Annotated in this window: 20 protein-coding genes; 10 read left to right on the forward strand and 10 right to left on the reverse strand. The window is 61.1% G+C overall.

Translation table 11 applies throughout. The annotated features are described in order from the left end of the window. The first annotated feature begins 51 nt into the window (after positions 1–51). From msrB to AC6FTP_RS08965, 3 genes are all read left to right on the forward strand, one after another. On the forward strand, positions 52–654 hold the full coding sequence (gene msrB / locus AC6FTP_RS08955) for a peptide-methionine (R)-S-oxide reductase MsrB (RefSeq protein WP_497206571.1): 603 nt from the start codon (positions 52–54) through the stop codon (positions 652–654). A gap of 111 nt (positions 655–765) precedes the next feature. Then, entirely contained in the window at positions 766–1,443 is a 678-nt protein-coding gene (locus AC6FTP_RS08960; RefSeq protein WP_497203755.1) for a response regulator transcription factor, read from the forward strand. Further along, complete coding sequence (locus AC6FTP_RS08965; protein WP_497206572.1) at positions 1,418–2,812, forward strand: sensor histidine kinase; 1,395 nt, start codon at positions 1,418–1,420, stop codon at positions 2,810–2,812. Before AC6FTP_RS08960 ends, AC6FTP_RS08965 begins: the two co-directional genes overlap by 26 nt. Before the next feature lie 6 nt (positions 2,813–2,818). Here AC6FTP_RS08965 and AC6FTP_RS08970 read toward each other — a convergent pair whose 3' ends face one another. The 3 genes from AC6FTP_RS08970 to lexA form a co-directional block, all read right to left on the reverse strand. After that, entirely contained in the window at positions 2,819–3,763 is a 945-nt protein-coding gene (locus tag AC6FTP_RS08970) for a CNNM domain-containing protein (RefSeq protein WP_497206573.1), read from the reverse strand. Between the two features lie 3 nt (positions 3,764–3,766). Continuing rightward, positions 3,767–5,047 (reverse strand): CNNM domain-containing protein, encoded by a 1,281-nt coding sequence (locus AC6FTP_RS08975; RefSeq protein WP_497206574.1) that lies wholly within the window; start codon positions 5,045–5,047, stop codon positions 3,767–3,769. Between the two features lie 81 nt (positions 5,048–5,128). Then, positions 5,129–5,755, reverse strand: coding sequence for a transcriptional repressor LexA (lexA, locus tag AC6FTP_RS08980; protein WP_497206575.1), 627 nt, complete (start codon positions 5,753–5,755; stop codon positions 5,129–5,131). A gap of 178 nt (positions 5,756–5,933) precedes the next feature. On the opposite strand from lexA, the gene AC6FTP_RS08985 reads away from it, so the two are divergent. Further along, a complete protein-coding gene (locus AC6FTP_RS08985) occupies positions 5,934–8,144 on the forward strand; it encodes a heavy metal translocating P-type ATPase (RefSeq protein ID WP_497206576.1) in 2,211 nt (736 codons plus the stop codon). Here AC6FTP_RS08985 and AC6FTP_RS08990 read toward each other — a convergent pair. The 5 genes from AC6FTP_RS08990 to AC6FTP_RS09010 form a co-directional block, all read right to left on the reverse strand. Beyond that, the gene (locus AC6FTP_RS08990) at positions 8,131–9,600 is read right to left on the reverse strand and encodes a hypothetical protein (protein ID WP_497206577.1); all 1,470 of its coding nucleotides are present in this window, start codon (positions 9,598–9,600) and stop codon (positions 8,131–8,133) included. The genes AC6FTP_RS08985 and AC6FTP_RS08990 overlap by 14 nt on opposite strands. 147 nt (positions 9,601–9,747) lie before the next feature. Beyond that, positions 9,748–11,778, reverse strand: a complete 2,031-nt coding sequence (locus AC6FTP_RS08995; protein WP_497206578.1) for a DUF4838 domain-containing protein — start codon at positions 11,776–11,778, stop codon at positions 9,748–9,750. A 3-nt stretch (positions 11,779–11,781) separates the two neighbouring features. Further along, entirely contained in the window at positions 11,782–13,143 is a 1,362-nt protein-coding gene (locus tag AC6FTP_RS09000; protein ID WP_497206579.1) for a sulfatase-like hydrolase/transferase, read from the reverse strand. Beyond that, positions 13,140–13,823 carry a 3-keto-alpha-glucoside-1,2-lyase-like domain-containing protein gene (locus AC6FTP_RS09005; protein WP_497206580.1) on the reverse strand — a complete coding sequence of 228 codons (684 nt, stop codon included), beginning with the start codon at positions 13,821–13,823 and terminating at the stop codon, positions 13,140–13,142. Before AC6FTP_RS09005 ends, AC6FTP_RS09000 begins: the two co-directional genes overlap by 4 nt. Continuing rightward, positions 13,820–15,382: a sulfatase family protein gene (locus AC6FTP_RS09010; RefSeq protein WP_497206581.1), complete on the reverse strand. Its 1,563-nt coding sequence runs from the start codon at positions 15,380–15,382 to the stop codon at positions 13,820–13,822. The genes AC6FTP_RS09005 and AC6FTP_RS09010 overlap by 4 nt, the downstream gene beginning before the upstream one ends. A 217-nt stretch (positions 15,383–15,599) precedes the next feature. On the opposite strand from AC6FTP_RS09010, the gene AC6FTP_RS09015 reads away from it, so the two are divergent. Further along, a complete protein-coding gene (locus AC6FTP_RS09015) occupies positions 15,600–17,345 on the forward strand; it encodes an ATP-binding cassette domain-containing protein (RefSeq protein ID WP_497206582.1) in 1,746 nt (581 codons plus the stop codon). Between the two features lie 14 nt (positions 17,346–17,359). Here the strand turns inward: AC6FTP_RS09015 and AC6FTP_RS09020 are convergent, their stop codons facing one another. After that, positions 17,360–18,199, reverse strand: a complete 840-nt coding sequence (locus tag AC6FTP_RS09020) for a hypothetical protein (protein WP_497206583.1) — start codon at positions 18,197–18,199, stop codon at positions 17,360–17,362. Positions 18,200–18,315: 116 nt separating this feature from the next. Between AC6FTP_RS09020 and AC6FTP_RS09025 the strand changes: the two genes are divergently transcribed. Genes AC6FTP_RS09025 through AC6FTP_RS09035 form a run of 3 tightly spaced genes read left to right on the forward strand, consistent with a single transcriptional unit; the run spans position 18,316 to position 20,763 of the window. Beyond that, positions 18,316–19,305 (forward strand): DHH family phosphoesterase, encoded by a 990-nt coding sequence (locus AC6FTP_RS09025; RefSeq protein WP_497206584.1) that lies wholly within the window; start codon positions 18,316–18,318, stop codon positions 19,303–19,305. Between the two features lie 31 nt (positions 19,306–19,336). After that, positions 19,337–20,011, forward strand: coding sequence for a tRNA pseudouridine(55) synthase TruB (gene truB / locus AC6FTP_RS09030; RefSeq protein ID WP_497206585.1), 675 nt, complete (start codon positions 19,337–19,339; stop codon positions 20,009–20,011). A gap of 11 nt (positions 20,012–20,022) precedes the next feature. Then, positions 20,023–20,763, forward strand: coding sequence for an RsmE family RNA methyltransferase (locus AC6FTP_RS09035; protein WP_497206586.1), 741 nt, complete (start codon positions 20,023–20,025; stop codon positions 20,761–20,763). Here AC6FTP_RS09035 and AC6FTP_RS09040 read toward each other — a convergent pair whose 3' ends face one another. Beyond that, positions 20,764–22,125 carry a DUF1501 domain-containing protein gene (locus tag AC6FTP_RS09040; protein WP_497206587.1) on the reverse strand — a complete coding sequence of 454 codons (1,362 nt, stop codon included), beginning with the start codon at positions 22,123–22,125 and terminating at the stop codon, positions 20,764–20,766. Positions 22,126–22,316: 191 nt separating this feature from the next. On the opposite strand from AC6FTP_RS09040, the gene AC6FTP_RS09045 reads away from it, so the two are divergent. Both AC6FTP_RS09045 and AC6FTP_RS09050 read left to right on the forward strand, forming a co-directional pair. Next, complete coding sequence (locus AC6FTP_RS09045; protein ID WP_497206588.1) at positions 22,317–23,564, forward strand: right-handed parallel beta-helix repeat-containing protein; 1,248 nt, start codon at positions 22,317–22,319, stop codon at positions 23,562–23,564. A gap of 10 nt (positions 23,565–23,574) precedes the next feature. Then, complete coding sequence (locus tag AC6FTP_RS09050; RefSeq protein ID WP_497206589.1) at positions 23,575–24,507, forward strand: hypothetical protein; 933 nt, start codon at positions 23,575–23,577, stop codon at positions 24,505–24,507. The last annotated feature ends 51 nt before the right edge of the window (positions 24,508–24,558 follow it).

Here is a 24,558-nt window from a genome sequence, read left to right on the forward strand (position 1 = left end):
AATAGCAAAGCTTGGGTTGTCTCGTACGTTGGTAGCAGCGTATCTCCCCTCATGAAAACCGCCCTCAGTCTCCTCATTCTCATCGCCTCTCTCGTCCCCGCCTGCGCGGAGGACAAACCCGCCGCCACCGACAAAGCCATGCTCAAACCCGAAGTGACCCTCAGTGAAGAAGAATGGAAGAAGCGCCTCAGCGACGAGCAGTATCGTGTGACCCGCACCGCTGGCACGGAGCGTCCCTTTGGTCAGGTGTACGAGGAGTTCGAGAAGCAGGGCGAGGGCACCTACTTCTGCGTCTGCTGCAATGCGGAGCTCTTCACTTCCAAAGAAAAATTTCACTCCGGCTGCGGCTGGCCTTCCTTCTACGATGCCTCCAAGGCCAAGAACGTCCTGGAGCGTCGCGACGACTCCCACGGCATGTTGCGCATCGAAACGGTGTGCAAGCGATGTGGGGCACATCTAGGACACGTCTTTGAAAAAGAATCCGTCTCCGCCAACACGCCGACGAACCGCCGCTTCTGCATCAATGGCGTGGCGCTGAAGTTCGTGGAGAAGGGCGGAGAGGCTCCGAAGCTCCTCGAACTCGGCTCCGCTGCTGTGGAAAAGAAGAAGGAAGAGGTGGCGAAGGAAGCCGGTGTCGAGGTGAAGAAGCCCTGAGATTCTTTGAGATCAGGATTGCCGCTGACCGGCATGATCAGGTAACAAGCTGACTTTGACCGGGTGATTCCCAAGTGGATCACCCGGTCGTACTTTTCTAACATCTTCCCCATGCATCTCCTCCTCGTCGAAGATGACCCCGAACTCGGCCGCCAGATGACCTCATGGATGGCGCAAGCGGGCCATTCCCTGCACTGGGTGGAGCGTGGGCAGGCGGCGCTGGACTGGCTGAAGGATCATACCTGTGATGCGGCCATCCTGGATGTCGGACTGCCTGATATGGATGGATTCACCGTGGTGGAAACTCTGCGCAGCCAGGGGGTGCTAACGCCAGTGCTCTTTCTCACGGCGCGTGCAGGCGTGCCGGACCGGGTGCGTGGGCTGGCGGCTGGCGGGGATGATTATTTGACGAAGCCCTTTGCTGCCGAGGAGTTGCTCGCGCGACTTGATGCGCTGCATCGCCGGGCCGCGCAGGTGAAGCCAGATCGTCGCCGGGTGGGGAATTCCATTCTCGATCCGGTGAAACGCCGCGTGACCTGCGGCAGTGAGACCGTGGATCTGCAACCGCGCGAATGGACGCTCATGGAGGTGCTGATGAAGCATGAGGGACGCATCGTGCCCAAGCAGTTCCTGCTCGAACAGGTGTGGGACATCCGCTTTGATCCGGGCACGAATGTCGTCGATGCCATGATCTGTCGTCTGCGCCGAAAGCTGGAGTCGGCAGGCAGCGACCTCCACATCGAAACCATCCGAGGAAAAGGTTATGCCTACAAGAAAGAGTCCGTTTGACCGCATCCCGTCCCAGTGGCGTCTGGCGGTGCTGCTGGCGCTCTTTGTCGGCACCAGCACGGCTTTGACGCTCGTCTTTGTGCGCAGCACCGTGAGCCGTGACCTGCGGCATTTCGATACAGGGATCGTCATTGATGACCTCGTGGAATACGCCGCCATTTATGCCTCCAGTGGCATTCAGGGTGTGCGGGAGGTCTTCCCCGCCGGGCAGCACAGTGACAGCAATGCGGTGCGCATTACCAAACCCACGGGCGAGATTCTGCTGGAGGACATCCCGGACGCCATGCGCCTCTACCGCTGGCCGGAAAAAGCACCTTTGGCCGAACTGGAGAAGCGAAAAACAGTGCTTCAGGAAATCACCAGTCCGGAACTCGAATTCCGCCTCACCGTTGGTGCCACCAAGCTTCGAGATGGAAACATTCTTTGGTTCGGCCGCACGGATGCGGAGGCACAGCGCTACCAGCACAACATCACCGTCTATCTCTGGCTGGCGGGCATCCTGGCCGCAGCTGTGGCGCTGCTGCCGGTGATCTGGTATTCGCATGAGGTGCTCACGCCTATCCGCGCCTTCACCTCCAGCGCGCGCCAGTTGCATCTGCCAGAGGGCACCGCGCGCCTCATGGCTCCACGAGCCATTCCGGAACTGAAGACACTCGCTTCAGTGGTGAATGCAGGACTCGACCAGATCCTCAGCCTCACGCGTGAGCTGCAAAGCACGAACGACCAGCTCGCTCATGAGCTGCGCACCCCGCTGGCGCGCATCCGGGGAAACTTGGAGACGCTTTTGGATAAAAGCGACAACGCCGATGCTCAGGATGCTGCTGCACGTAGTCTGGAGGAGATCGACCGCGCGGCACAGCTCGTGCAGACCATCCTCACCGTGCGCGCGGGAGATCACGGGGCGCTGCGTCTCTACCGCCAGCAGACGCCCGTGCATGATCTGGTCAAGAACCTCGTCGATCTTTTCACTCCTGCGGCGGAAGATCGGCAGCTCACGCTCGGCATCGAGCAGGGGCTGGACGTGGTGCTGAACATCGACCGAGAGTTGATCAACCAGGCCATCTCCAACCTGCTCGACAATGCTCTGGCTTACACGCCGAAGGGCGGGAAGGTGACTCTGCGCTGGCAGGCCGAGGGCACGGGAGCGATCATTTTTGTCGAGGACACTGGTCCCGGCGTGCGTCCCGAGGAGATGGAGATGATCTGGGAGCGCTACAATCGCGGCAGCGCAGCGGTGGTGCGGCATCCGGGCATCGGACTCGGGCTGAGCCTCGTGCGTGCCATCGCCACCGCCCATGGTGGGAGTGTGGGCGTCTCAAACCGCAGCAGCGGCGGCGCTCGTTTCTGGATCAAGCTGCCGCAGGGGTGACACACATCAAGCCACCATCCCCATCAAATGCCGGAGCAGATCCTCCTCATGCAGCAGGCCGGAGGGCAGGGACTTCGCATCAGTGACGAGGCAGAGGGCGCGACCACGTTTGCGCAATCGTTGAAGGGCACTGAGGGCACCCTCGGATTCGCTCACTGTGTCGAGGGTGCGCATGTGCTGACGCACGAGGCGGTCTGGCGGCAGGCCGGCGGGCAAGGTGCTGAGGTCGATCACGCCGATGAAGCTGCCTTTTTCCCCGATGACCGGGAGCGTGCTGCTGTGGTGCTCACGTCCGAGGATGAGGGCACTGCTCAAAGGCAGGTCGGGTGAAAGAGCCATGCTTTGAGTGAGGGGGCGCATGACATCGGCTGCACGGAGACGACGGTAGCCGAGCACTCTCTCGATCAGGTGCGAGGTGCCGGGTGCTAGCTGGCCGAGACGCTGGAGCGCACGCGCCTGCTGGCGGAGATCCTCGCGCCCGGCGGATACTTCGGGGATGCTTGGGGCGGTCTCTGAGGCTGACTGCTGACGGGCAAAGAGACGAAATAGCGGGCGGATGAGTCCCACGAGATGCACGAGTGGCGAGAGAGTGCGGATGGTGCGGAAGGGGTAGCGGCGGAAGAGCTTCTTGGGCAGGATCTCAAGTCCGATGAGGAAGATGGGCAGGCCGATCACGAAGGCGGTGAGGTAACCCCAGCCACCAGAGATGCGCACGAGCTTCGAGGCGATGATGAGGAAGGCGACGAGGTTCGTGACATGATTCGCCACGGTGATGGCCCCGAGCAGCGCGTCACGATCTGCGAGCAGAGGCAGCAGCCCGGCTGCGCGGCGATCTCCCGCCCCGGCGGCATGTCGAACGCGCACACGGCTCACGGAAAGTACAGCGCTCTCCAGGCCCGAGAGGGCAAAAGAGAGCGCGAGCGCGAGGAGCAGCAGGAGAATCCAGTACATGGGCTAGTGGTGGTCCGGGGCAGCTTTGTCTTCGAGGTCTTCTTTGCGCCGATGAAGCCGCAGCTCGACCTGCTGGATGCGGGCGCGAACGGCGCGGCGGACTTTGATGTCTGCACCGGGCACCTGGATGCGCTCACCTGCTTTCGGCACATGACCGAGCTGATTGAAAACAAAGCCGCCGATGGTGTCGATGCCGCCTTCGGAGGTCAGCACCAAATCAAGCTCCTGCGCCACGTCTTCGATGCGGGCACCGCCGTCCACGAGGTAGCGTCCGTTGCCGAGTTCGCGGATTTCCCCCGCCTCACCCTGCCATGGCGCGGCCTCGTAGAGCAGCCAGTCGGCGATCTCTTCCTGACTGACCATGCCTTCCAGGCCGCCGTATTCATCGACGATGAGCACGGGCAATGCGGAGTGCTGGAGGTGTTTTTCCAGGGCATCGAGCACGAGCATGGTCTCAGGCACGAAGGGCACCTGGGTGATCATGCGTTGCCAGGCTGGCCGTTCGGCGAAGCGCCAGGCCAGGGTGTCGATGATGCCGAGCACGGCGTCGGGTGTCTCGCCATACACGACGACGAACCGCCCGGCGGACTGATCGAGAATCGAGGCTGCCTTGGCAGCGCTTTCTTCAGAACTCAGGAGTGTGAGGTCCACGCGCGGCACCATGCAGTCACGCACGGTCAGTCGCTCGATGTCGAGCGCCTCGCGGATGATCTCCGCCTCAGCGGCATCGAGCAGGCCCTGTTCTTCACGCATTTCCACGAGAGTCTCAAACTCCTCCCGCGTCATCGGCACGCGCGTTTTGATGCGGCTGGGGACGATCTTTCGGATGAGTGCATCGGTGCTGCGGTCAGCCAGACGCGTGAGCGGATCGAGCACGGAGCGCAGTGGATTCAGCAGACGCAGGCTGCCGAGCAGAACGCCGGAGGGCGAGTAGGCGGCAAGGAACTTGGGAATCACATCACCGACCAAAACGGTGCCGGCGAACAACACCGCAGCGGTGATCCACGGGTGCCAGCCCATGGCCTTGAAAGGGCCGGAAACGAGGTGCAATCCGAGTGCGGCGAGAGCCAGATTCAGCGTTGCGGAGAGCAGCAGCGTGCGTTGCAATTGGACGAAGGGATTTGCCGTAATGCTTCGCAGATTCCGTGCCACGCCACCTTCTCCCGCCTTTTCCAGACGTTCTTCGAGATCTCGCGCTGAATGGATGGCTGTCTCCGTGGCGGAGATGATGGCCAGAAGGGCGAGGAGGCCGAGGTAAAGAAGGCCGGAGGCGAAGAGGGACACGAGGGGGGGAGTGTCCGAAGCTCGCTGCCGGGTGTCAAGAGGGGCGGTGAGCCAGTAAAGTGGAAAGCCAATGGCCCCGACTTACGCCATGCGGCGGATCAGGGTCTTCATCACGCCCTGAATGACGAGTTCTTCCGCTGGATGGAGGTCAGGGAAGGCGGGGTTTTCAGCGCGAAGGACGGGCTGCCCGTTTTCGATCACGTAGCGTTTCAGCGTGGTTTCGCCGTCGATGAGGGCGGCCACGATGTCACGCGGGCGGGGTTCTTTGATCTCGAGGATGGCGATGTCGCCATCGCAGATGTTCGCGCCGATCATGGATTCGCCGCGCACTCGGAGGGCATAGGCTTTGTCCGCGCGCTTGATGCCGAGCGTGGCAGTGTCGATGGAGAGGCTGCCGTCGGGCTGCTGCTGCTGGAGTTCGGCGTAGCCAGCGGGGATGCTGCCGTAGAGGGGGATGTCCACGATCTCCTCACGCACCAGGTCTTCGGGGAAGACAACGGCGCGTGCCTTGTGGGGATGGCGCTGGATGACGCCTTTTTTCTCCAGAGCCCGGAGGTGGCTCATGGCGGCGGTCTGGCTGGAGAAGCCGAAGTGCTTCTGGATGTCTCGCGTGCTGGGCATGACGCCCTGTTCGCGCTGATGCAGGCGCAGGTAGGTGAGGAGTTCCTGCTGACGATCCGTGAGTTTGATGTTGGTGGAGCCGAACATACGAACTCTGTTCGCTCGAACAAAGATCTTTGCAACTCGTTTTTCTCAAAGCTAGACTCCGTGTGGGAATAGGTGCCCCGGCTTCCTTGCTCAAAGAAGCGGACAGCCTTGCAATTCTGGCGTATCAGCGCGGAACATGGCGGCTGAAAAAGAGACTGATACATCCTGGACTGACGCGTTGGCTGACTTCCTGGCGGGCCAGAGCGGCGTGGAGGCGATCCGGCTGAATGCGGGTGATCGTCGTGTCGAGGTAGCCACCCTGGGGCCGGTGGACATGGAGGCGCTGAAGACGCAGTTGGATGAAGTCCTGCGCAGTCTGGATGAGCGTCTGCTGGCCTCCGCCCCGCTTGGTCATGCCGAGGGGCTGCAAATGACGCGCCAGGAAGGTGCGCTGCTGCTGCAAAAGCCGACCTGCCCCACCGCGCCTCGTTTTTGGAAGTGGCGTGATTTTGAGTGGCCGGAGCCGGAGGAAATGGAACGGCAGAGTGATGAGGAATGGAGGGCGCTGGCCCTGCAGGCCGCCATCTGCGGAGTGGCGCTGGTTGCCGGCTGGGTGACGGAGCGGTTCTTCCAGGTGCCGTTGTGGGTGGCTCACACTTGGTTCGGCATCGCCCTCGTCAGTGGTGGCTGGGATGCGGCGAAGGATGCCTGGGAAAATCTGCGTGAGCGGCGGCTGGATGTTCATTTCCTCATGCTTGCCGTGGCAGCGGGTGCGGTTGCCATCGGAGCCTGGGAGGAGGGGGCGCTGCTGCTGTTTCTCTTCTCCACTTCGGGGGCGCTGGAGCATTATGTACTTCACCGCACTCACCGTGAGATTTCAGCCCTCACCAAGGCGGCGCCGAAGCAGGCGCGCGTGGTTTTGCCAGATGGCTCCGTGGAGACCCGCGCGGTGGCGCATCTGAAAATAGGTGATGTGATCCAGGTGCGCCCGGCGGAGCTTTTCCCCGTGGATGGCACAGTGATCAGCGGCGAGACGGCGGCGGATGAATCCACGCTCACGGGCGAGGCGGTGCCGGTGGACAAAGGCAAAGGCGCACAGATCTTTGGCGGCACGTTGAATCTCTGGGGCCTGGTGCAGGCGCGGGTGGACAAACTCGCCACCCAGAGCGCGCTGGCACGCATCATCCTCATGATCCAGACGGCGCAGCAGATGCGCGCCCCCAGCCAGCGCTTCACGGATCGTTTCGGCACGACCTACACGCTGATCACGCTAGGTCTGGTGCTGGTGATGTTTTTGATCTGGTGGCTGGCGCTGGGACTGGAGCCTTTCGCCAGCACGGAGGGCACAAAGTCGGCCTTCTATCGCGCGATGACGCTGCTGGTGGTGATGAGCCCCTGCGCGCTGGTGCTTTCCATCCCTTCGGCCATCCTCGCGGCCATCGCCTGGGGCGCACGACGCGGGATTTTGTTTCGCGGCGGTGCTGCTATCGAGAAGCTGGCCGAAGTGGACACGGTGGCGATGGATAAAACGGGCACGCTCACCGAAGGCAATCTGCGCGTGGCTCTCGTTGAAAGCTTTCCGCCGGGGCGTGAAAATGAAGTGCTGCGCCTCGCGGTGACCTTGGATGCACACTCGAATCACCCCATCGCCCGGGCGATCACGCAGCACGCGAAAGGGCAGGGGATCGAGCCCGGCGAGCTGAGCGAATATCAGTCCATCCCCGGCCAGGGCGTGCGTGGACGCACCGCCGATGGCGTGACCTATGTGGGCAGGCGTGAACTCATGGACCAGGGAGACTTCTCCCGCTGGCTGGCCGAGGTGCCGGATGCACCACTCGGCTTCTCTGAAGTCTGGGTGCTGAACGCTGGCACGATGGGCCGTGTTTTGCTCAAAGACGAGATCCGCCGTGGCAGCCGAGCCGTTTTGAAAGCGCTGGCCGCAGATCATGTGCGCACGGTGATGCTCACGGGCGACCGCCGTGCCGCGGCGACTCAGGTGGCGCAGGAACTCGGTGTGACCGATGTGCGCGCAGGCCTGCATCCCGAGGACAAAGTGGCCGCCATCCAGGAACTCACGAAGCAGGGACACAAGGTGGCGATGATCGGCGACGGTGTGAATGATGCGCCCAGTCTGGCTGTGGCGTACGTCAGCATGGCGATGGGCGCGCGCGGCAGTGATGCGGCGCTGGAGCAGGCGGACGTGGTGCTCATGCAGGACAAGATCGAGAAACTGCTCTCCGCCCGTCACATCAGCTCGCGGGCGAGGTCGATCATTCGGCAAAATCTCGCCATCTCGCTCGGCTCGGTGATGGTGATGGCGGTGGCCGCGCTGTTTGGCGTCGTGCCGCTGACGCTGGGCGTCCTTACCCATGAAGGCAGCACCGTGGTGGTCTGCTTAAACTCCCTGCGCCTGCTGTTTGTGAAGGAGCCGGAGGCTACGGAGCTGTAGGAAAGCCGATGCGGCCGAGCACATGCTCCTGGCTGGCAGTCCAGGCGTCCTTGTTTTCGTAAATCTGACGACGTGCCCCATTGCGGATGGCCTCTTCCATCGGGCTGCCTTTGTAGGCCAGCTTGTCCCAGAGTTCGAGGGTGTCGCTGTCCGCCTTCACGGCACTGAGCAAGGCAGGGAGGCGCTTGCGGATTTCCACATCCTTCGGCGGGTCGAGATGCAGCCAGGTGAGCAGGCGTGGGTAGCGGGTATCCTCTTTGGGGAGGTCGGCCGTGGAGCCAGACAGCAGTCCCTCCACATCCGCCCAGGTGCTGGTCAGGATGCGTCCATGCAAATCCTTGAGGTCCGTGCTTTCAGCGGCCACGCGGGCTGCCTCTGTCTTGCGCCATTCTTCCTGCGGCGGCGGTGGTTCATCTGCGGCAGGTGTGATGGAGCGGTATTCGCTTTCAGCCGAGTCGGTCAGCCGGACTTTTTTCAGCTCATAGGGCGAAACCCAGATGACCATCGCCAAGGCAGCCGCACCCACGAGCCCTCCAGCAAAAAAGGGCCAGGCATTCCAGATGATGACGGGGGGCTCCTCAGGCGGGAACAGCGAAGTCGTTCCACTCACAGCCATGTCCTGGCTCGCCAAAGAGGACGCGGCTGTCCGTGGGAAAATAGGCTCGGACTCGATCCGCTCAGGCTCCGTCGGTTCAGTGTCACTGACAGCTCGCTCGGCGATGAGTTTCTGAGCTGTCTCCCACCAGGCGGCAGGAACGATGGATTTGAAAATTTCCGAGCCGTCCTGATCAGGCTTCAAATGATCCGCCAATTCCTCCAGCGCCGCACATTCTACCGGGCTCGTCCAAGTCCACGTCGTGCGTCGCCGACGCAGGCGGTAATCCCAGAGATCGCGCGTTTCCTGGCTGCAACCGCGCAGAATGCCGCCGATGGCCAGCCATTGCCGGGCTTCGGCGAGACTCTCCGCATGTTCCTCCGTGGCCTGGGGCTCCGACAATGTCAGCATCTGAATCGCACGCGGGTAGCGCGTGATCGCCAGAGAGGTGGCCAGGGCGAGCATCAGATGCACGACCTCCGAACTCTGGATCTTGGACTGAGTGGCGGCCAGTGCCTCGGCCAGCTTTGCCAGACGGCCGGCATCTGCGCGTGCCGCCCACTGGAAGGCCACCACCGTGGTCAGCGTCTGCTGTCCACTGGCCAGCTCGATGATCAGGTCCGGGATGCGAGCCATGCCGGCCAGCTCCTCCTCGCGCTCTCCGAAGGAGGACACGAGGAATTCGCTGGCTGCCCCAGCCCACTCAGGCTTCACATACGCCTTGGCACAAAAGTCCGCGAAACAATGGTTCACGCCGTGATTTTCTGCCAGCGCCTTGGTCAGTGCCCTTGCGGCGGGACGCAACTCCTCCGGCAGTTCCTCAGCGGATGGGGTGGACTCGTGCGACGCTGCTTTCATCATAAAACATCACTACTAACGTGGCGCTCCATCACATGCAACGAGCCTGTGCTTTTTACCTATGCTTTCTGATTTCTCGATATGGGATCATGGGACTCGTGATCACGAGTGCAGCTGCCCGGTAAATGAAGAGGCACCAAGGGGAGCAGCTCACTTCGCATTGAGCTCCATTCGTTTGGCGTCCTTCCGCTTTTTGAGAGCTGCCTTGTTCGCCAGCTTTCTTTCGATCTCGCGGTGGTCCACGGCAGGGTTGATATAACCGAGTTCTGACACTCGGGTGATGTTCAAGGCCTCGGGGAACTTTTTGTCGATCTCTTGAATCGCCGCCCAGTTCGCCTGCATCCTGGTCTTGATGGCTGGGTCAGGGGTTTTCGCTTCGATGCCCTGTTTTGCCAGCGCCTGATTCTCCGTGTTCAGTCGCAGGTAGTCGAGTCCGGCGCGGACGAAGGCGATGCGGTCGGTGTATTCTTTTCCGGCGGTGGCGGTCTTGGCTGCGGCTGTGTCCAGCAGCGCGTAGGCGGTCTTGAAGAAGTCTGGATTGAAGGCCTCCGCCCAGGTTTTGGTGCCTGTGGTCGCCTTATCGGGCGCGATGGCGATGCGGTTGTCTTGGAGGAGTTTCCAATAGGCTTTGATCTCATCAGCCGCAGGTCCGAAGCCCGATTTACAGTAGTCGTCCATGATTTCACCGACCGACTTGTCAGGATTCCAAGCGAGTTGTGCCATGACGTAATACATCGCCCCTTGCGTGGACCACCACGACCACAGCATGTCGAGGGAAACGCCTGAAACGCCACAAGCTGCTGCCCGCTTGAGTAAGTCGGCGGTTCCCGTGATGTTCGGCGGTCCGCCGGTCTTCCAGTGCGCTGGATCGGCGAAGTTCGGTCGCCAGATCATGCCCGCCGTGGTCTTCTTCGACCATTCCTCCAGATTGGAAAAGGTAGCGGCGACTGAGGAGACGATCACGTTGGCGTCGGGCACCGCTTTGACCGGCGGAGTGGCCGCGCCGCCGTAGGCTTGGATGAGCACTTTGTAATCTTTGTCCGGGTAGCGTTCCCTGAGCTTCCTCACGAGGATGTTCGCGAAGGTGACCTCGCGGTCCGTGGTGGCTACTCCGATCAATTCGGTTCCGCCGGGGTAGTTCCAGACCATTTTCATTCCGTCGGGATGATCCCAGGCTTTGCATTTCTCGCAGCAGCAGATGCCGCTGGCGGTGCCGTCGTTGGCCGCGACGTTGAAAACAGTGCGGTGCGGATTTTTGGCAATTGCTGCCTCCACAATTTTCAGCCACTGCTCCACGACGGCGGGATTCGACTGGCAAAGTTTGGCATGTCGCGGCTCGCCCTTGTAAACCCGCGTGCCATCCGATTGCTGGGCGAAGTATTCCGGGTGGGTTTTGTGGAAGGTCGCATACCATTCGGTGAAGCCGTGACCGCCGCTCGGCGTGTAGAGCGAGTCGAGCTGGAGGCGCTGTCTGCGGACCCAGTCGCCACCACTCGATCCCGGCTTCCCGCCTTGTTTATAAAGGGCCAGCGGCGCATACACCGTCGATCTCTGGCGGATCTTCGGGTGATAGCGGAACTCCATCGGGCCAACGATCACTCTGGACTGCTTCGGCACCACTTCACCCGCCGCTCCAGGCCAGAGCCAGCGCACGCCGAGTTGGTCCTGCAAGAATGTCGCCACCGCGTTCACAGTGCCATACTCATACTGAAAACCCACCACATCGCGGTTCGCCTCCGCGAAGCCCGCCAGGTAGTCTTTTCGTTCCGCTTCCGTCGCGCCGCCCTTGATCGTCATCTGGTTCGTGATCGCGTCCCAGACATCGCGTCCGACGATGGCGAGATGCTTGCCATCGCACTTGATGAGTATCTCCTCGGGGTTTTTGAAATCAAAGTCGGTGTCAGGAAACAACGCCTTGAGCTGCGGCTGAAACCCCACCCAGATCGCATGTGCTGGCACCGGATTCGGCAGCCCTTCCAGAATCTCCGGCTTCACGCCGCCGACCTTGCCGATGTATGCGGCCAAATCCTGTGCGGCGATCTTGGTGAACATCGTCGGCTCCGTCGGCAGGATGATGGGAGCAAGGCTTTTGCCGTTATCGACCAGGATGAAGTCGGCGGCTTGGAGCGCGCTCACTGGAGCGAGCAGCAGGGCGCTGATGACGGATTGGATGTGTTTCATGGTTCAGTCCTTCACTACAGAGTCGCGGTCTGCTTTGGAAAGCTCGTCCATTCGAGCGTGTAGTGAGGCGACCTTTTCCGGCATCTTCGCAGCGAGGTCGGTGGTTTCGTTCGGGTCGGTCGCGAGGTCGTAGAGCTCGGTTATTTCACCAGCAGGAGCCGCATCTTTCTTTGCAGCCCCTTTACGGGAGACGATGAGTTTCCAGTCGCCATCACGCACAGCACGGGCGTTGAAGCCGGGGCCGGTGGTGTAGATCGCGCGAGGTTTAATTGGCTCCGCGCTGCTGAACTGCGGCCAGAGATTGAGGCCGTCCCATTTCAAATCCTGCGCGGGCTTGGCTTCTGCGAGAGCGCAGAGCGTGGGCATCCAGTCGATGATTTGCGCGACACCGTTGTAGGTGCCCGGTTTCAGCTTTGCCGGCCATGAGAGCAGCGTGGGCACGCGGATGCCACCTTCATACACGCTGCCTTTCTGCCCGCGCAGAGGCAAGTTGTTGCCGGTGAGTTGGCCATTCGGGCAGTTGTCGTCGGGATACTTGAGATCGTTGTTCTCCGTGGTGCTGCCACCGTTGTCGCTGGTGAAAATGAGAAGTGTGTTCCCCCGGCGGCCTTTCTTTTCCAGCGCGGTAATGATGCGGCCCACGGCATCATCGAGATGCATCACCGATGCCGCGTAGTGGCGTGCCACATCGCCAGTGATAGCTGCGGGCACACGCGCGACCCATTCTGCAGGTTCCTTCACCGGCAGATGCACGGCGGTGAAGGGTGCATAGAGGAAAAAGGGCGCGTTGCCGCGTGCCTCAATCCATTTCACGGCCTCCGCCGCGATGAGGTCGGTGACGTGGCCTTCTTCTTCGATGAGCTTTTCATTCCGATGCCAGGTGATGGAAAACGGCCCCTGCTTGTAACGATGATTCCACGGGCTCACGCCACCCGCGAGTGAGCCGTAGGAGTGGTCGAATCCGAAGTGATTTGGACCCTGCTCCGGCAGCGAGCCGAGGTGCCACTTGCCCGTGAGGCAGGTGTCGTAGCCTGCGGCCTTGAGCGCGCGTGGCAGCGTGACGGTGTCCCACGGCAGCGCGCGATTATTCTGCGGTGTGGTGACGCCGAAGCGGCTCCAGCAGCGTCCGGTCATCAGTCCCGTGCGTGTCGGGCTGCACACTGGCGCGACGTAGTGCTGCGTGAGTTCCACTCCTTCACGCTTGAGGCGATCAAGGTTTGGCGTCGGCGCATTGCCACCATGAAACGCCACGTCCGCCCAGCCAAGGTCATCGGCGATGATGAAGACGATGTCGGGCTTCGATGCCGCCGTGGAATCGAGTAATGAGTTTAGGATGAGGACGAGTGAGGAGAGGATGGTCTTCATGGCTTTTTCGAGGCGGGTTCTACATGGATGTCATCGAGTTCGATTCCCTGAGAACCACCGTTTTGCATCCAGAGCAGCTTACGCTTGGCGGCGTCAAAATTTGGACGCGCAAGGGTGTGAGTCCACGTTGTGTCATCAAGGGTGATGACGACGGTTTCGCCAGTGAAGACGAGCTTCACGGTGTGCCATTCGTTCTTGGCGAGATCGACTTTCTCAAGCGGCAGATGTTCATTCAGGCGGTAGGCACCGCTGACCTTATCAGCAGGCCGACCCTGCTTCTGACGCATGGGGTGATTCGGGTCTTTGGAATGCGCATCGATCTGGAGCTGGACGCCGGTGCGTAGAAGCTTCACGCGCAGCATGTGATCGACGCTGCCGAAGCCATCATCACCATCGACGAAGAACCACAGCCAGCCGCCATCACCGAGATGCCGGTAGCGGAAGGAGATGCTCAAGTCCCTGCCTTCGACGGGCAGATAAACCATTGGAGGATACTTCCCGCCGCTGTCACCACGCGTCCAGAGTACGCCATCCCGCACCTCCGTGTTCTTGTTCGGGATGGGTGTGGTGAATCGCTTCGCATCGAAGCCGGCGTCGAAGGCTTCGTGGAGAAAAGCAGGCTCGGCAGCAATGGCCAGGCTGCCGATGGTGGTGAGACAGAAGACGAGTGATCGGATCATGATTTTTTCTTGGCTTTGGCCGGTACGGCTGCTTTGGGGTAACGCACGACTTTGATGTCATTCTTCTGCGGAGCACCGGACGTGCTGCGGCCATTGCGGATGAGTTTTTCCATCGTGTCTTGCATCGACTTCACGCGGTCGGGATGCATGGCGGCGAGGTTTGTGGTCTCGCCGAGGTCTTCATCGAGGTTGTAGAGTTGCACGGGCGTCTTCATCACCGGATCAGCGGCGAGGACGAGCTTCCAGGCACCTTCGCGCAGACTCGGCGTGCCGCCACAGGCGGTGTTGATGGCGTGGGTGCGGATGGGTCGGTCTTCGCCTTTGATCAGTGGCATGAGGCTGAAGCTGTCTTCACCAGCCGTCTCGGGCAGTTTGGTGCCGAGGATCTCGGCGAGCGTTGCGATGGTGTCGGCTTGCAGCACGAGTTGCTTGCACACGCTTCCGGCTTTCACCACTCCGGGCCATTTCACGACGAAAGGCACGCGATGACCGCCTTCATAGACGGAGGCCTTGTAGTCACGCAGCGGGCCGCTGGGGAAGTGGCCCTGCGCTTCCAGCGGCGGCACGCCGATGTAGGACGCGCAGCCGTTGTCGCTTGTGAACAGCACGAAGGTGTCGTTTTCGACGCCACCGGCCTTCAATGCTGCCAGCACACGACCGATCACCGCGTCGGTTTCCATGACCAGATCAGCGTAATCACTGTTGAGGTCGCTTTTGCCCTTCCACTCGGCATTTACGGCCAGCGGCGTGTGTGGCGAGGTGAGCGGCAGGTAAAGTAAAAAGGGCTTCTTCGCCTCTGACTGCGTTTGGATGAACTTTTCCGCCCGATCCGCCAGCGCGGGCAAAATGCCCTCCAACTGCCAGTCCGGCAACGCAGGGCCTTGCAGGCTTGCCTGGTTCTTCACCAACTTCGACGCGGGCAGCAGCACGTTCGGGATGCCGACGGTGCGATCTCCGTCGATGAAGCAATACGGCGGCCAGTTCGGCACGTCGGTGCCGAAATACTCGTCAAAGCCGCGCTCTGTCGGCCCTCCTGCTATGCGCTGCGAAAACACCGCCTTCCATGTCTCGCGATGCGCATCGGTGATCGCCGTCGAAACCTCGCCGCCGCCACCCGCTTTGCCGCCGAAGCCAGTGAAGTGTGCTTTTTGCTCCGGCGTGATCGGCCAGTCTCTGCCGAGATGCCATTTGCCAATGCAGGCTGTGCGATAGCCATGCTGCTGCGCCAGTTTGCCAATCGTCAGACGATCTGGTGCGATGAGTGGCTTGCCCCACACGCTGACGATGCCCGCCTGCAATGTCGTCCGCCAATGATAGCGCCCCGTGAGCAGCGTGTAGCGCGACGGTGAGCAGCAGCCTGAACTCGAATGTCCATCCGTGAAGCGCATCCCCTCCGCAGCAAGACGATCCATGTTTGGCGTGGGGATTTTCGAGCGCTCTGGGTTGTTCACGTGCACGTCACCGTAACCAAGGTCGTCCGCGAGGATGATGACGAAGTTGGGTGTGGCTGCGACGAGAGCGGGACAGAGGACGAGAAGGATGGCAGCGACGAGTTTCATGCGGATCAGTTGGTTACTTCAATTCAGGTCCAGAGAGCGTCGAAAATGAAAGGCTGGTGTTTCATCATTTGCTTAGAATTGGGTTTTACACGGAGGCCATCAAGCCCAAAGCACCTGCTGTTGCCAAATGCAATCCTGCGAGAGCTTCGTGATCACCATCACCGCTGGATGAGGACTTGGTGGTTGTGTTTGTCAGTCAGCCATCTTTGATAGAGCCATGCTGGAAGTCCTGAACCTTTCCCATCTCCCCACGAAGTCCAACGCCTCTGCGGACCCAGTGCTAGATGCGCTTTGTCTCGCGGTTCCCACCGGACATCTGCTGGGAATCATCGGTGCGCCTGGCAGTGGCAAAAGTACTCTGATTCGCCTGCTGGCAGGCCTGGAGTCACCGACGGCAGGCGAGATCCGCTTCCAGGGGCGCGACACGGCGTTGAAGCCGATTCACCCGAACAGCCTTGGCCTCGTTGCCGCCCATGATGAGGTTTTTTTCGATGCGCTGACCGTGCGTGAGTCGATGATGAGCGCTCACATCCTCCGGGTGGCGGGTCAGAACAATGAGGCGCGGGTGGACAAGGTCTCTCATCTACTCGTCGGCATGGGGTTGGAAACCGTGGCTTCTCATCGAGTCAACACCTTGTCTCTGCCGCAGCGTCGTCGCTTGAAACTGGCACTCGCTCTCCTCAGTGATGCGCCGCTGGTGCTGTGTGATGAGTTTACAGACGGGCTCGATGTGAAATCGGAGCAGGAGATGGCGGCACTGCTGAAATACGTCGTGGCAGATCTGCCGGGGCGCATCGTCGTCCATGCCAGCCAGAGCCTGGCAAACCTGAGCACGTATGATTCAGTGCTCATTCTGCATGAAGGGAGGATTTGTTTCCATGGACCCGCGCGCGCGGTGGCCCATTACTTCAGCATTTCGAATGTCGAGGAGTTGTATCCAAGGCTGGCCAAGCGTCCCGCCGAGCGCTGGGGTGAATCATGGTCGCGGCATCGCGATCAGTATTATGAAGCATTCAAGCTTGGTGAAATCGGCAAGCCCTTCGAGGAGCCCAACGAAGCTGAAGTCGAGGCGAACGATGAAACCGAAGCCCGGCGAGAAACCAACTCAGCCTCGAAGCCTGAGATCGAGTATCCATTGCCATCTCCACTGCCTTCCATCATCTCGCAGATCGGGCACCTTGTCCGTCGTCGCTGGACTCTTTGGCGGCGCACACAGCGGGAGTGGCTGGAGCATCTGGCTTTGTTTTTGGTTTGCCCGCTGGCAGCCATGCTGCTCGTGGCGCCGAACACGGGTTACCTCTCCGAACTTCAGAGTCAGAACCACAGCCCGGCGGTGCTCTGGCCCGCCGCTTACACCTGCACGATGATCGTGTTTGTGCAGGTGCTGCTTCTGATGATCGTCAGTCTGCGTGTGGCCGCACCTGAGATCGCCCGTGACAGGCTCGTCTTTGAGCGTGAGCGGAGCGCCGGTTTGCGAGGCATGGCGTATCTCGTCGCCAAGCTTGGATTCCTCATCCCGCTGATGATCGCCCATGGTGCAGCGCTGGCACTGCTCGTGGATGTCATGGGCGGCCATCTGCCAGGAGCCGGAGCCGCCAGGATCGTGCTTCTCGTGCTCACGGGAGTGGCTTTCAGCAGCCTGTGTCTCGGCATCTCCGCCACGAGCCGCAGTGCGGACAGGGCGCAGAGCCATGCATGGAAGCTGTGGGCCGCAAATGTCATCCTCGCCGGCGCTCTGCTCGGTTTTCCGAGACCGCTGGGCATGTTGATCCAGCCCTTCGTGACGGCCTACTACGGCTGGTCTGGCAGTGTGGACACACTCACGAGTTCGGCGGTGTTTGAGCCGATGACAAAGTTCGTGCGCACTTGGTTCGCCACTCCAGCGAGCGCCATCGTCTGGCTGCTCGTTCAGACTGTCGCAGGCATCCTGCTTGCAGGTTGGGGATTGAAAAAGAGGCGCTAGTGCGGCTGGATCAATCAGCTCCTCAACCAGTCGAAAAACGTTTTCTTCGACTGTGATTCACGCGAGCCCATATCTGGGTCGGCGAGAGGTTTTACAGAAGAGTTTGGGGACGGCGGGAAGGACGGTGCAGTGGAGGAGCCGATCTCAGGATTAGCATCTGGCACCATGAACGAATCCGGGTGCCCCATGGGTGTGGTCGGAGCTTGATTCGTGCTTGTTTCTGTCAGCATGAAATCGCCTGACCCAGCCTCCAGCGTGGACTCGATTTCGGCAATGATGGGCAGGCTGATGCTGTCTGGAATCGACCTGGAATGACCAGCACTGCGTGGGATGAAATGCATGTCTGGCTCAGTCATCACCTCAGCGAGATCGTCAGCAGTGATCAAGGGTGAGGACGGGGCAGAGATGATAAAATTGGGCATCGGCGGAGCTGACTCATCCTCGATCTCCTCGGCTTCCGAATGCAACACAAAGGCTGGCATCGGCGGCACTGGCTCCGTCACTGAGACGACTTTTCTGACTTCAGGAGAGATCGCTGCCCGCAAATCATCCCAGGCATTGACGAGCGGCTCCACCGGACGTCGAGGGGCTTCAGGAAAGGCAGGTAGAGTGGGGGAGTGCGTCACGGGCATCACGGACGCATTCACCGCATCAGCCTCCTCTACGATCGGCTTCTCACTGGCAGGAATCCTGGCGCGCTTCTGCCACCACGAGAGAGCCAGTCCCGCAGCGAGCATCAAGGCCGGACGATTCATGCGCGAGGCCACGATCACCCCTGCTGCGGAGGCGAGCGCGATGGTCGCAAAGCCTTTCGCTTGAGATGAAGAAGCCGAGGACTGAGGGGGAGAATCCATGCTGAGCGGAGGCTAAGCCGCGTGAATCAAGACGCGCAACCCCAATGTCTCACCGTCTTGCTGCGGCCATCTTCCCCCTTGCGCGAAAGAGTTGTAGTGCTTTGTGCAAACCCCTCATGCCCAGCCCGGCCAATTCCCTCTCTGAAATCGCTTCCGCACTGCACTCCGCGCAGCGCATCGCCATCGCCGCACATGTGCGCCCGGATGGTGACGCCGTGGGCTCCGTGCTCGGGCTCGCTCTCAGTCTGCGTGCGGCGGGGAAGACCGTCTTTGCCCTCCTGGAAGATGGCGTGCCGAGCAATCTCACCTTCCTGCCGGAGACGATCACCGTCCTCCAGCCGCCTTATGCCGCGATGGAGATCGACTGCGCGGTGGCTGTCGATACCGCCACGCACGAGCGTGTGGGTGAGCAAACGAAGGCTGCACTCGCTGCGGCACCTCTGCTGCTGAACATCGACCATCACGGCACGAATCCCGGCTACGGGCACCTCAATCACATCGACAGTGACCAGCCCGCCGTGGGCCAGATCATTTATGAACTGCTGAAGGAGGGCGGCTTCCCTCTCACAGATGCGGTGCTGCAACATTTGTTCACCGCCATCAGCACGGACACGGGGTCCTTCCAGTTCTCCTCCACCACCGCGCGGACCCATGAGATCGCTGCTGAGATGATGCGCGCCGGGTTGGACACCGCACGTCTCGCCAGACTGATTTACCAGACCTACCCGGCGCGGCGACTTGCTCTCATGCGCGCCATGCTCAATGAGATGGCCTTCCGTGCTGATGGGCGTGTCGTGAGCTGGAACCTCACCCAGGCTCTCATGAACGAGGTGCAGATCGAGTCCGGTGATACCGAAGGCATCATCGACACCCTCCGCATGATCGACAGCGTGATCAGCGCCGTGATCTTTGAAGAATTGCCTGATGGCAAAATACGCATCTCCGCCCGCTCCAAAGACACACGACTGGATGTCTCCGCCATCTGTGGTCAGTTTGGCGGCGGTGGTCACCGCATGGCGGCTGGCGCACGAATGAAAGGCCCCATTGAAGCGGCCGCAGAAACCTTTTTGACAGCTCTTGAACATGAAGTCCGAAGAATCGCTTAACGGCGTCCTGCTAGTAGATAAAAGCCCCGACATGACCTCCCATGATGTCGTCGCGGTCGCACGCCGATGCTTGAACATGAAGAAGATCGGCCACTGTGGCACGCTCGATCCCATGGCCACAGGCATGCTCATCCTCGTGCTCGGCAGCGGCACGAAACTCCAGGACCTGCTCATGAGCGAGGACAAGGAGTACACCGGCAGCATGAAGCTCGGCCAGACCACAAACACGCAGGACCGCGAAGGCGAGGTGCTGGAAGAGCGGCCCGTGCCTGCATTCACCGACGAAGAGATCAAGGCCGCCTTCGAGGCATTCCAGGGCGACTTCTATCAGACTCCTCCCATGGTCAGCGCCATCAAGATCAATGGCGTTCCGCTGCACAAGCTCGCACGTCAGGGCAAAGTGGTCGAACGCGAGCCGCGCTTCGTCCGCGTCTATGCGCATGAGATCAACCGCATCGCCGTGCCAGACATCGACTTCCGCGTCGTGTGCAGCAAAGGCTTCTACGTCCGCACCTACGCTCATGACATCGGCGAGAAGCTCGGATGTGGCGCACACTTGACCAACCTCCGCCGCACCCGCAGCGGCCACTTCACTTTTAAGGAAGGCAATCACACCACCTTCGCTGCGCTCAAAGAAGGCCGTCGTGACGAAGTCATGAAATCCATCATGAGCCTCTACGACGTGTCGAAGCTCCGCGGAGCGTAATCCCCTCCGCCATGTCCCTCAGCCGCTTCCATCTCCCCGCCGAAGCCTGGCAGTCGGACAGTCTGACCTTGATCGGTGATGAAGCCGCGCATTGCTCGCGCGTGCTTCGTCGGGAGGTGGGCGAGCAGATCGAGATCTTTGATGGCCTCGGACGTGTGGCCATCACCACGATAACGGCCATCACCAGGAGCACCGTCACTGCGCGCATCGACTCCCAGCATCAGCACGAGACGCGTGCCCACCAGATCCATCTCCTGCCAGCCATGATCAAGGCCGAGCCCTTCGAGTGGCTGCTGGAAAAGGCCGCCGAACTCGGAGCTGCCAGCGTGCAGCCCATCGTCACCGCACGCACCATCGTGCATCTCAGCGGCGATCACTTGGAAAAGAAGCTCAGCAAATGGCGTCGTCACATGGTCGAGTCCGCGAAGCAGTGCCACACGCCCTGGATTCCGCACTTGGCAAGGCCGCGCAGCCTCGCCGAGGCGCTCGCTTCCTTGCCTGCGGACAGCACCCGCATCATCCCCGCGCTCAGTGAGCACTCGCGTCGTCTCCATGAGCTGCCGCTCGCGCAGGCGAAATCCGTGTTCATCCTCATTGGGCCTGAGGGAGACTTCACGCCTGAGGAGGAAGCCCTCGCCCAGCAGCACAGCTTTCAGCCCGTCACGCTCGGCCCGCTGATCCTGCGCGCCGAGACCGCCGCCATCGCCTCACTGGCTATGGTGGGGCATGAGTTGGCACGGCAGTCGGCTTGATCAGCCGACGATGGCGCGGGGCACGCGGCCATGCACGTCGGTGAGGCGATAGTCACGCCCGGCGTAACGATAAGTCAGGCGTTCGTGATCCATGCCCATCAGGTGCAGCATCGTCGCGTGGATGTCATGGATGTGCATCTTGTCCACGGCTGCCTTGAAGCCGAAGTCATCGCTCTCGCCATAGGCCGTGCCACCGCGTGCGCCGCCACCGGCGAAGAACATGCAGAAGCCGTGCGGGTTGTGATCGCGGCCATTGCCGTTTTCACTCACCGGCGTGCGGCCAAACTCACCGCCCCAGACCACCAGCGTGTCATCCAACAGCCCGCGCTGTTTAAGATCACCGAGCAGCGCTGCGATGGGGCGATCAATGTCCGCCGCGAGCCGACGCGTCGTCGCATCATGATTCGAGTGCGAGTCCCAGGGCTGTCCGTTGCCGTAATACACCTGCACAAACCTCACCCCACGCTCCACCAGCCTTCGCGCCATCAGGCAGCCATTGGAGAAATGACTCTTCCCATACATCTCGCGCACCTTCTCGGGCTCCAGATTCACATCAAAGGCATCCGTCGCGGCGGACTGCATCCGGTAGGCCGTCTCCATCGCCTGGATGCGGCCATTCAGCGCCACATCAGCTCCGCCACGCGCGGCGAGATGCTCCGCATTCAACTCCTGAAGCAGATCGAGCTGCTTGCGCTGATCGCTCATGCCGAGGCGGCCATTGTTCAGCCATGGGATGAGCTGCTTGGGATCAGGATTCGTGTGATTGATGTAGATCCCCTGATGCTGCGCCGGAAGAAAGGCGCTGCTCCACAGGATGGAAAACCGCACCGGCCTGCCGGGGCAAAGCACGACGTAGGAGGGCAGATTCGCGTTCTCACTGCCCAGGCCGTAACTCAGCCACGAACCCATGCTCGGCACGCGCTCCGTCATCGTGCCGTTGTTCATCAGCAGCAGCGCCGGCCCGTGGTTCGGATTGTCCGTGTGGCAGGAGCGCAGCAGGCAAAGATCATCCGCATGGCGGGCGATGTTGGGTAGCAGCTCGCTGATCTCCAGCCCGCTTTGCCCATGCTTCGAATACGCATAAGGCGATGCCAAAAGTCCGCCCGTGGGCCTCTCGGTGCGCAGGTCGGCACCTTCGGGCCGCTGACCGTTGAACTTCGTCAGCATAGGCTTCGGATCGAAGAAGTCCGGTCCGAACGGCCCGCCATTCATGAAGAGATGAATCACCCGCTTCGCCTTCGGCAGAAAATGCGTCGCCACCCCACCGCCCGCCTGCAAGCTCGATGCCAAGCCCAACGATCCCAGTCCGCCACCCATGCGGGTCAGCAGTTCACGGCGGGAGAAGGGGATCGGGGGAGTCATCCAGCTTTCTACGGACGCTGGAAGGCTCATTTCTCACAACCTTGGACCCTAAACAGGCGGTTCATCAAAACAGGGTGAAGCTTCGGAACAGGGTCAAAGAAGATGGTGGGCTGCAACGGCACGCCGGGGGCGGACGTAAACGTGCATGACCTGCGTCTATCGCCAGAATACCTCGGCCCGATTCACCAACCATGATCCGACTTCTCTTTTGCCTCTTGTCTTTCGCGCAACTCGCCCACGGCGATTCCTACCAGCCTGATTGGGCCTCCATCGTTCCCCAGCGTGTGATTTCTCATGCGGGTGGTGATGGCGATGCGCTGGTGAAGGCCGTGGAAGCCCTGAAACCTGGTGACAAGCTCGAAATTGCCGCCGGCACCTACAGCGTCGATCTCATGTGGGATCTGCGCGTCAGCGGCACCCGCGAGGCACCCATCTGGATCACTGCGGCTGAGGGTGCCTCCGTGATCATCACTCGCCCTGATGCGAAGCAAAACGTCATCAACATCGGCCAGGGCGGCCCTGTTTCTTTTCTGTGCCTGCGAGGTCTGGAGTTCACCGGCGGCAGCCACGGCATGAGGCTCGGGCATTGCACCGAGGTCTGGATCGACCAGTGCCACATTCATCACACTGATGGCGTCTGCCTTAGCGCCAACAGTGCCGACACGCGGCGTCTGTTTCTCACGCGAAACCACATTCATCACGGCGCGGGACATGCCGAGGGCATGTATCTCGGCGCGAACAACGGCGACCACATTATGAGCGAGAGCGTCATCGCACTGAACCACATTCATGACTGCCGCGGCGATCAAGGAGATGGAATTGAGGTCAAGCAGGGCTCGTGGGGCAACTTGATCGCCGAGAACCATGTCCACGACACCAACTATCCCTGCATCACCGTCTATGGCACCGCAGGAAAGCCGGTGAACATCATCGAGCGGAACCTCTGCTACCGCAGCGGCGACCATGTGATGCAGGTGCAGGGCGAGGCCATCGTTCGCAACAACGTGCTCATCAGCGCCCAGGGCTCCGGCTTTGCCAGCACCGACCATCAAGGCAAGACCACGCGGCTGCAGGTCGTGCACAACACCATCGTGAACACCGGCCACGCCTTCAGCGGCGGCTCGTGGAATGAGCGGGAGGGCATGATCCTCGCCAACAACGTGATCTACTCGCGTGACAAGAACGCGCTTCACTTCGCGAACGGCAGCTCGGGTGTGGTCATCAAAGGCAACGTCATCCTCGGAAGTGGTGCGCATCATGACTCCGCGCGCGGTCGCGGCCTGCAAGATTTGCCAGGCGTAAACTGGGAAGGCGAGCGCCACGACGCAAAGCCCGCACCGGACGCGCCGTTCGGCCTGGCTGATCCCAGCTTTCTGCTTCCCACGGATTTTCACGGTGCCTCACGCACGATGCCATGGAGCGGCGCCATCACCCGATAGCTTTCACGTCATGAAATCCTTGGGATTCCTTTTCTTGGCCAGTCTTGCTCTTGCCCAGCATCCGCAGCTCAAAACGGGTCCGAATGCCGATCTCGGCGGCGTCCTGCTGATGCCAGCCGATGACGAATGGAACTGCGATGTTTCGAAAGACCCTGTCGATCCGCTCAGCGATGCCATCATCGCCAGCATCGGCGCGGACAAACCGCTGCATGAGGACTTCGGGATCGTCTGGAAGGGCGCGCCCGGCGGCATCCCCTATCATGTGGTGGGCGGCGACCAGCCGCGTGTTCCGGTGATCTTTGGTTATGCCGATGAGAGCGACCCCGGCCCCTATCCCATCCCGCCAGCCGCTCACATCGAAGGCGGCCCGCAGAGCAATGGCGACCGCCATGTGCTCGTGCTCGACAAGGACAACTGGCGTCTCTACGAGCTCTTTCGCGCCTTCCCCATCGATGGCGGAAAATCCTGGAAAGCCGCCAGTGGAGCCGTCTTTGATTTAAAAACACCGAAGCCACGACCCGCGGGCTGGACGAGTGCGGATGCCGCAGGGCTGCCCATCCTGCCCGGCCTGGCCCGCTATGATGAAATCTGCGGCGCAAAGAAGCTCACCCATGCGCTGCGCTTCACGGTGAAGAAATCCCGCCGCGCCTACGTGCCGCCCGCCACCCACTTCGCCAGTCCGCACAAGGATGAAAACCTGCCGCCCATGGGCATGAGAGTGCGGCTGAAGGCCAGCTTTGACACAAGCAAGTTCACCGGCGCGGCGAAGGTCATTCTCGAAGGGCTCAAGACCCATGGCCTGATCCTCGCCGACAACGGCGGCGACTGGTTCATCAGCGGCGTGCCTGATGATCGCTGGGTGCATGAGGAGCTGCTCCCCATCCGCCGGGTGAAAGGCAGCGACCTCGAAGTGGTGAAGATGGGGCCGATGACGACACGATAGCAGGTGCCATGCGATAGATGCTAGGCTGGAGCCGTTTCCCTCTCATGCCCC

The sequence above is a fragment of the Prosthecobacter sp. genome, assembly GCF_044378005.1.
Lineage (GTDB): Bacteria > Verrucomicrobiota > Verrucomicrobiia > Verrucomicrobiales > Verrucomicrobiaceae > Prosthecobacter.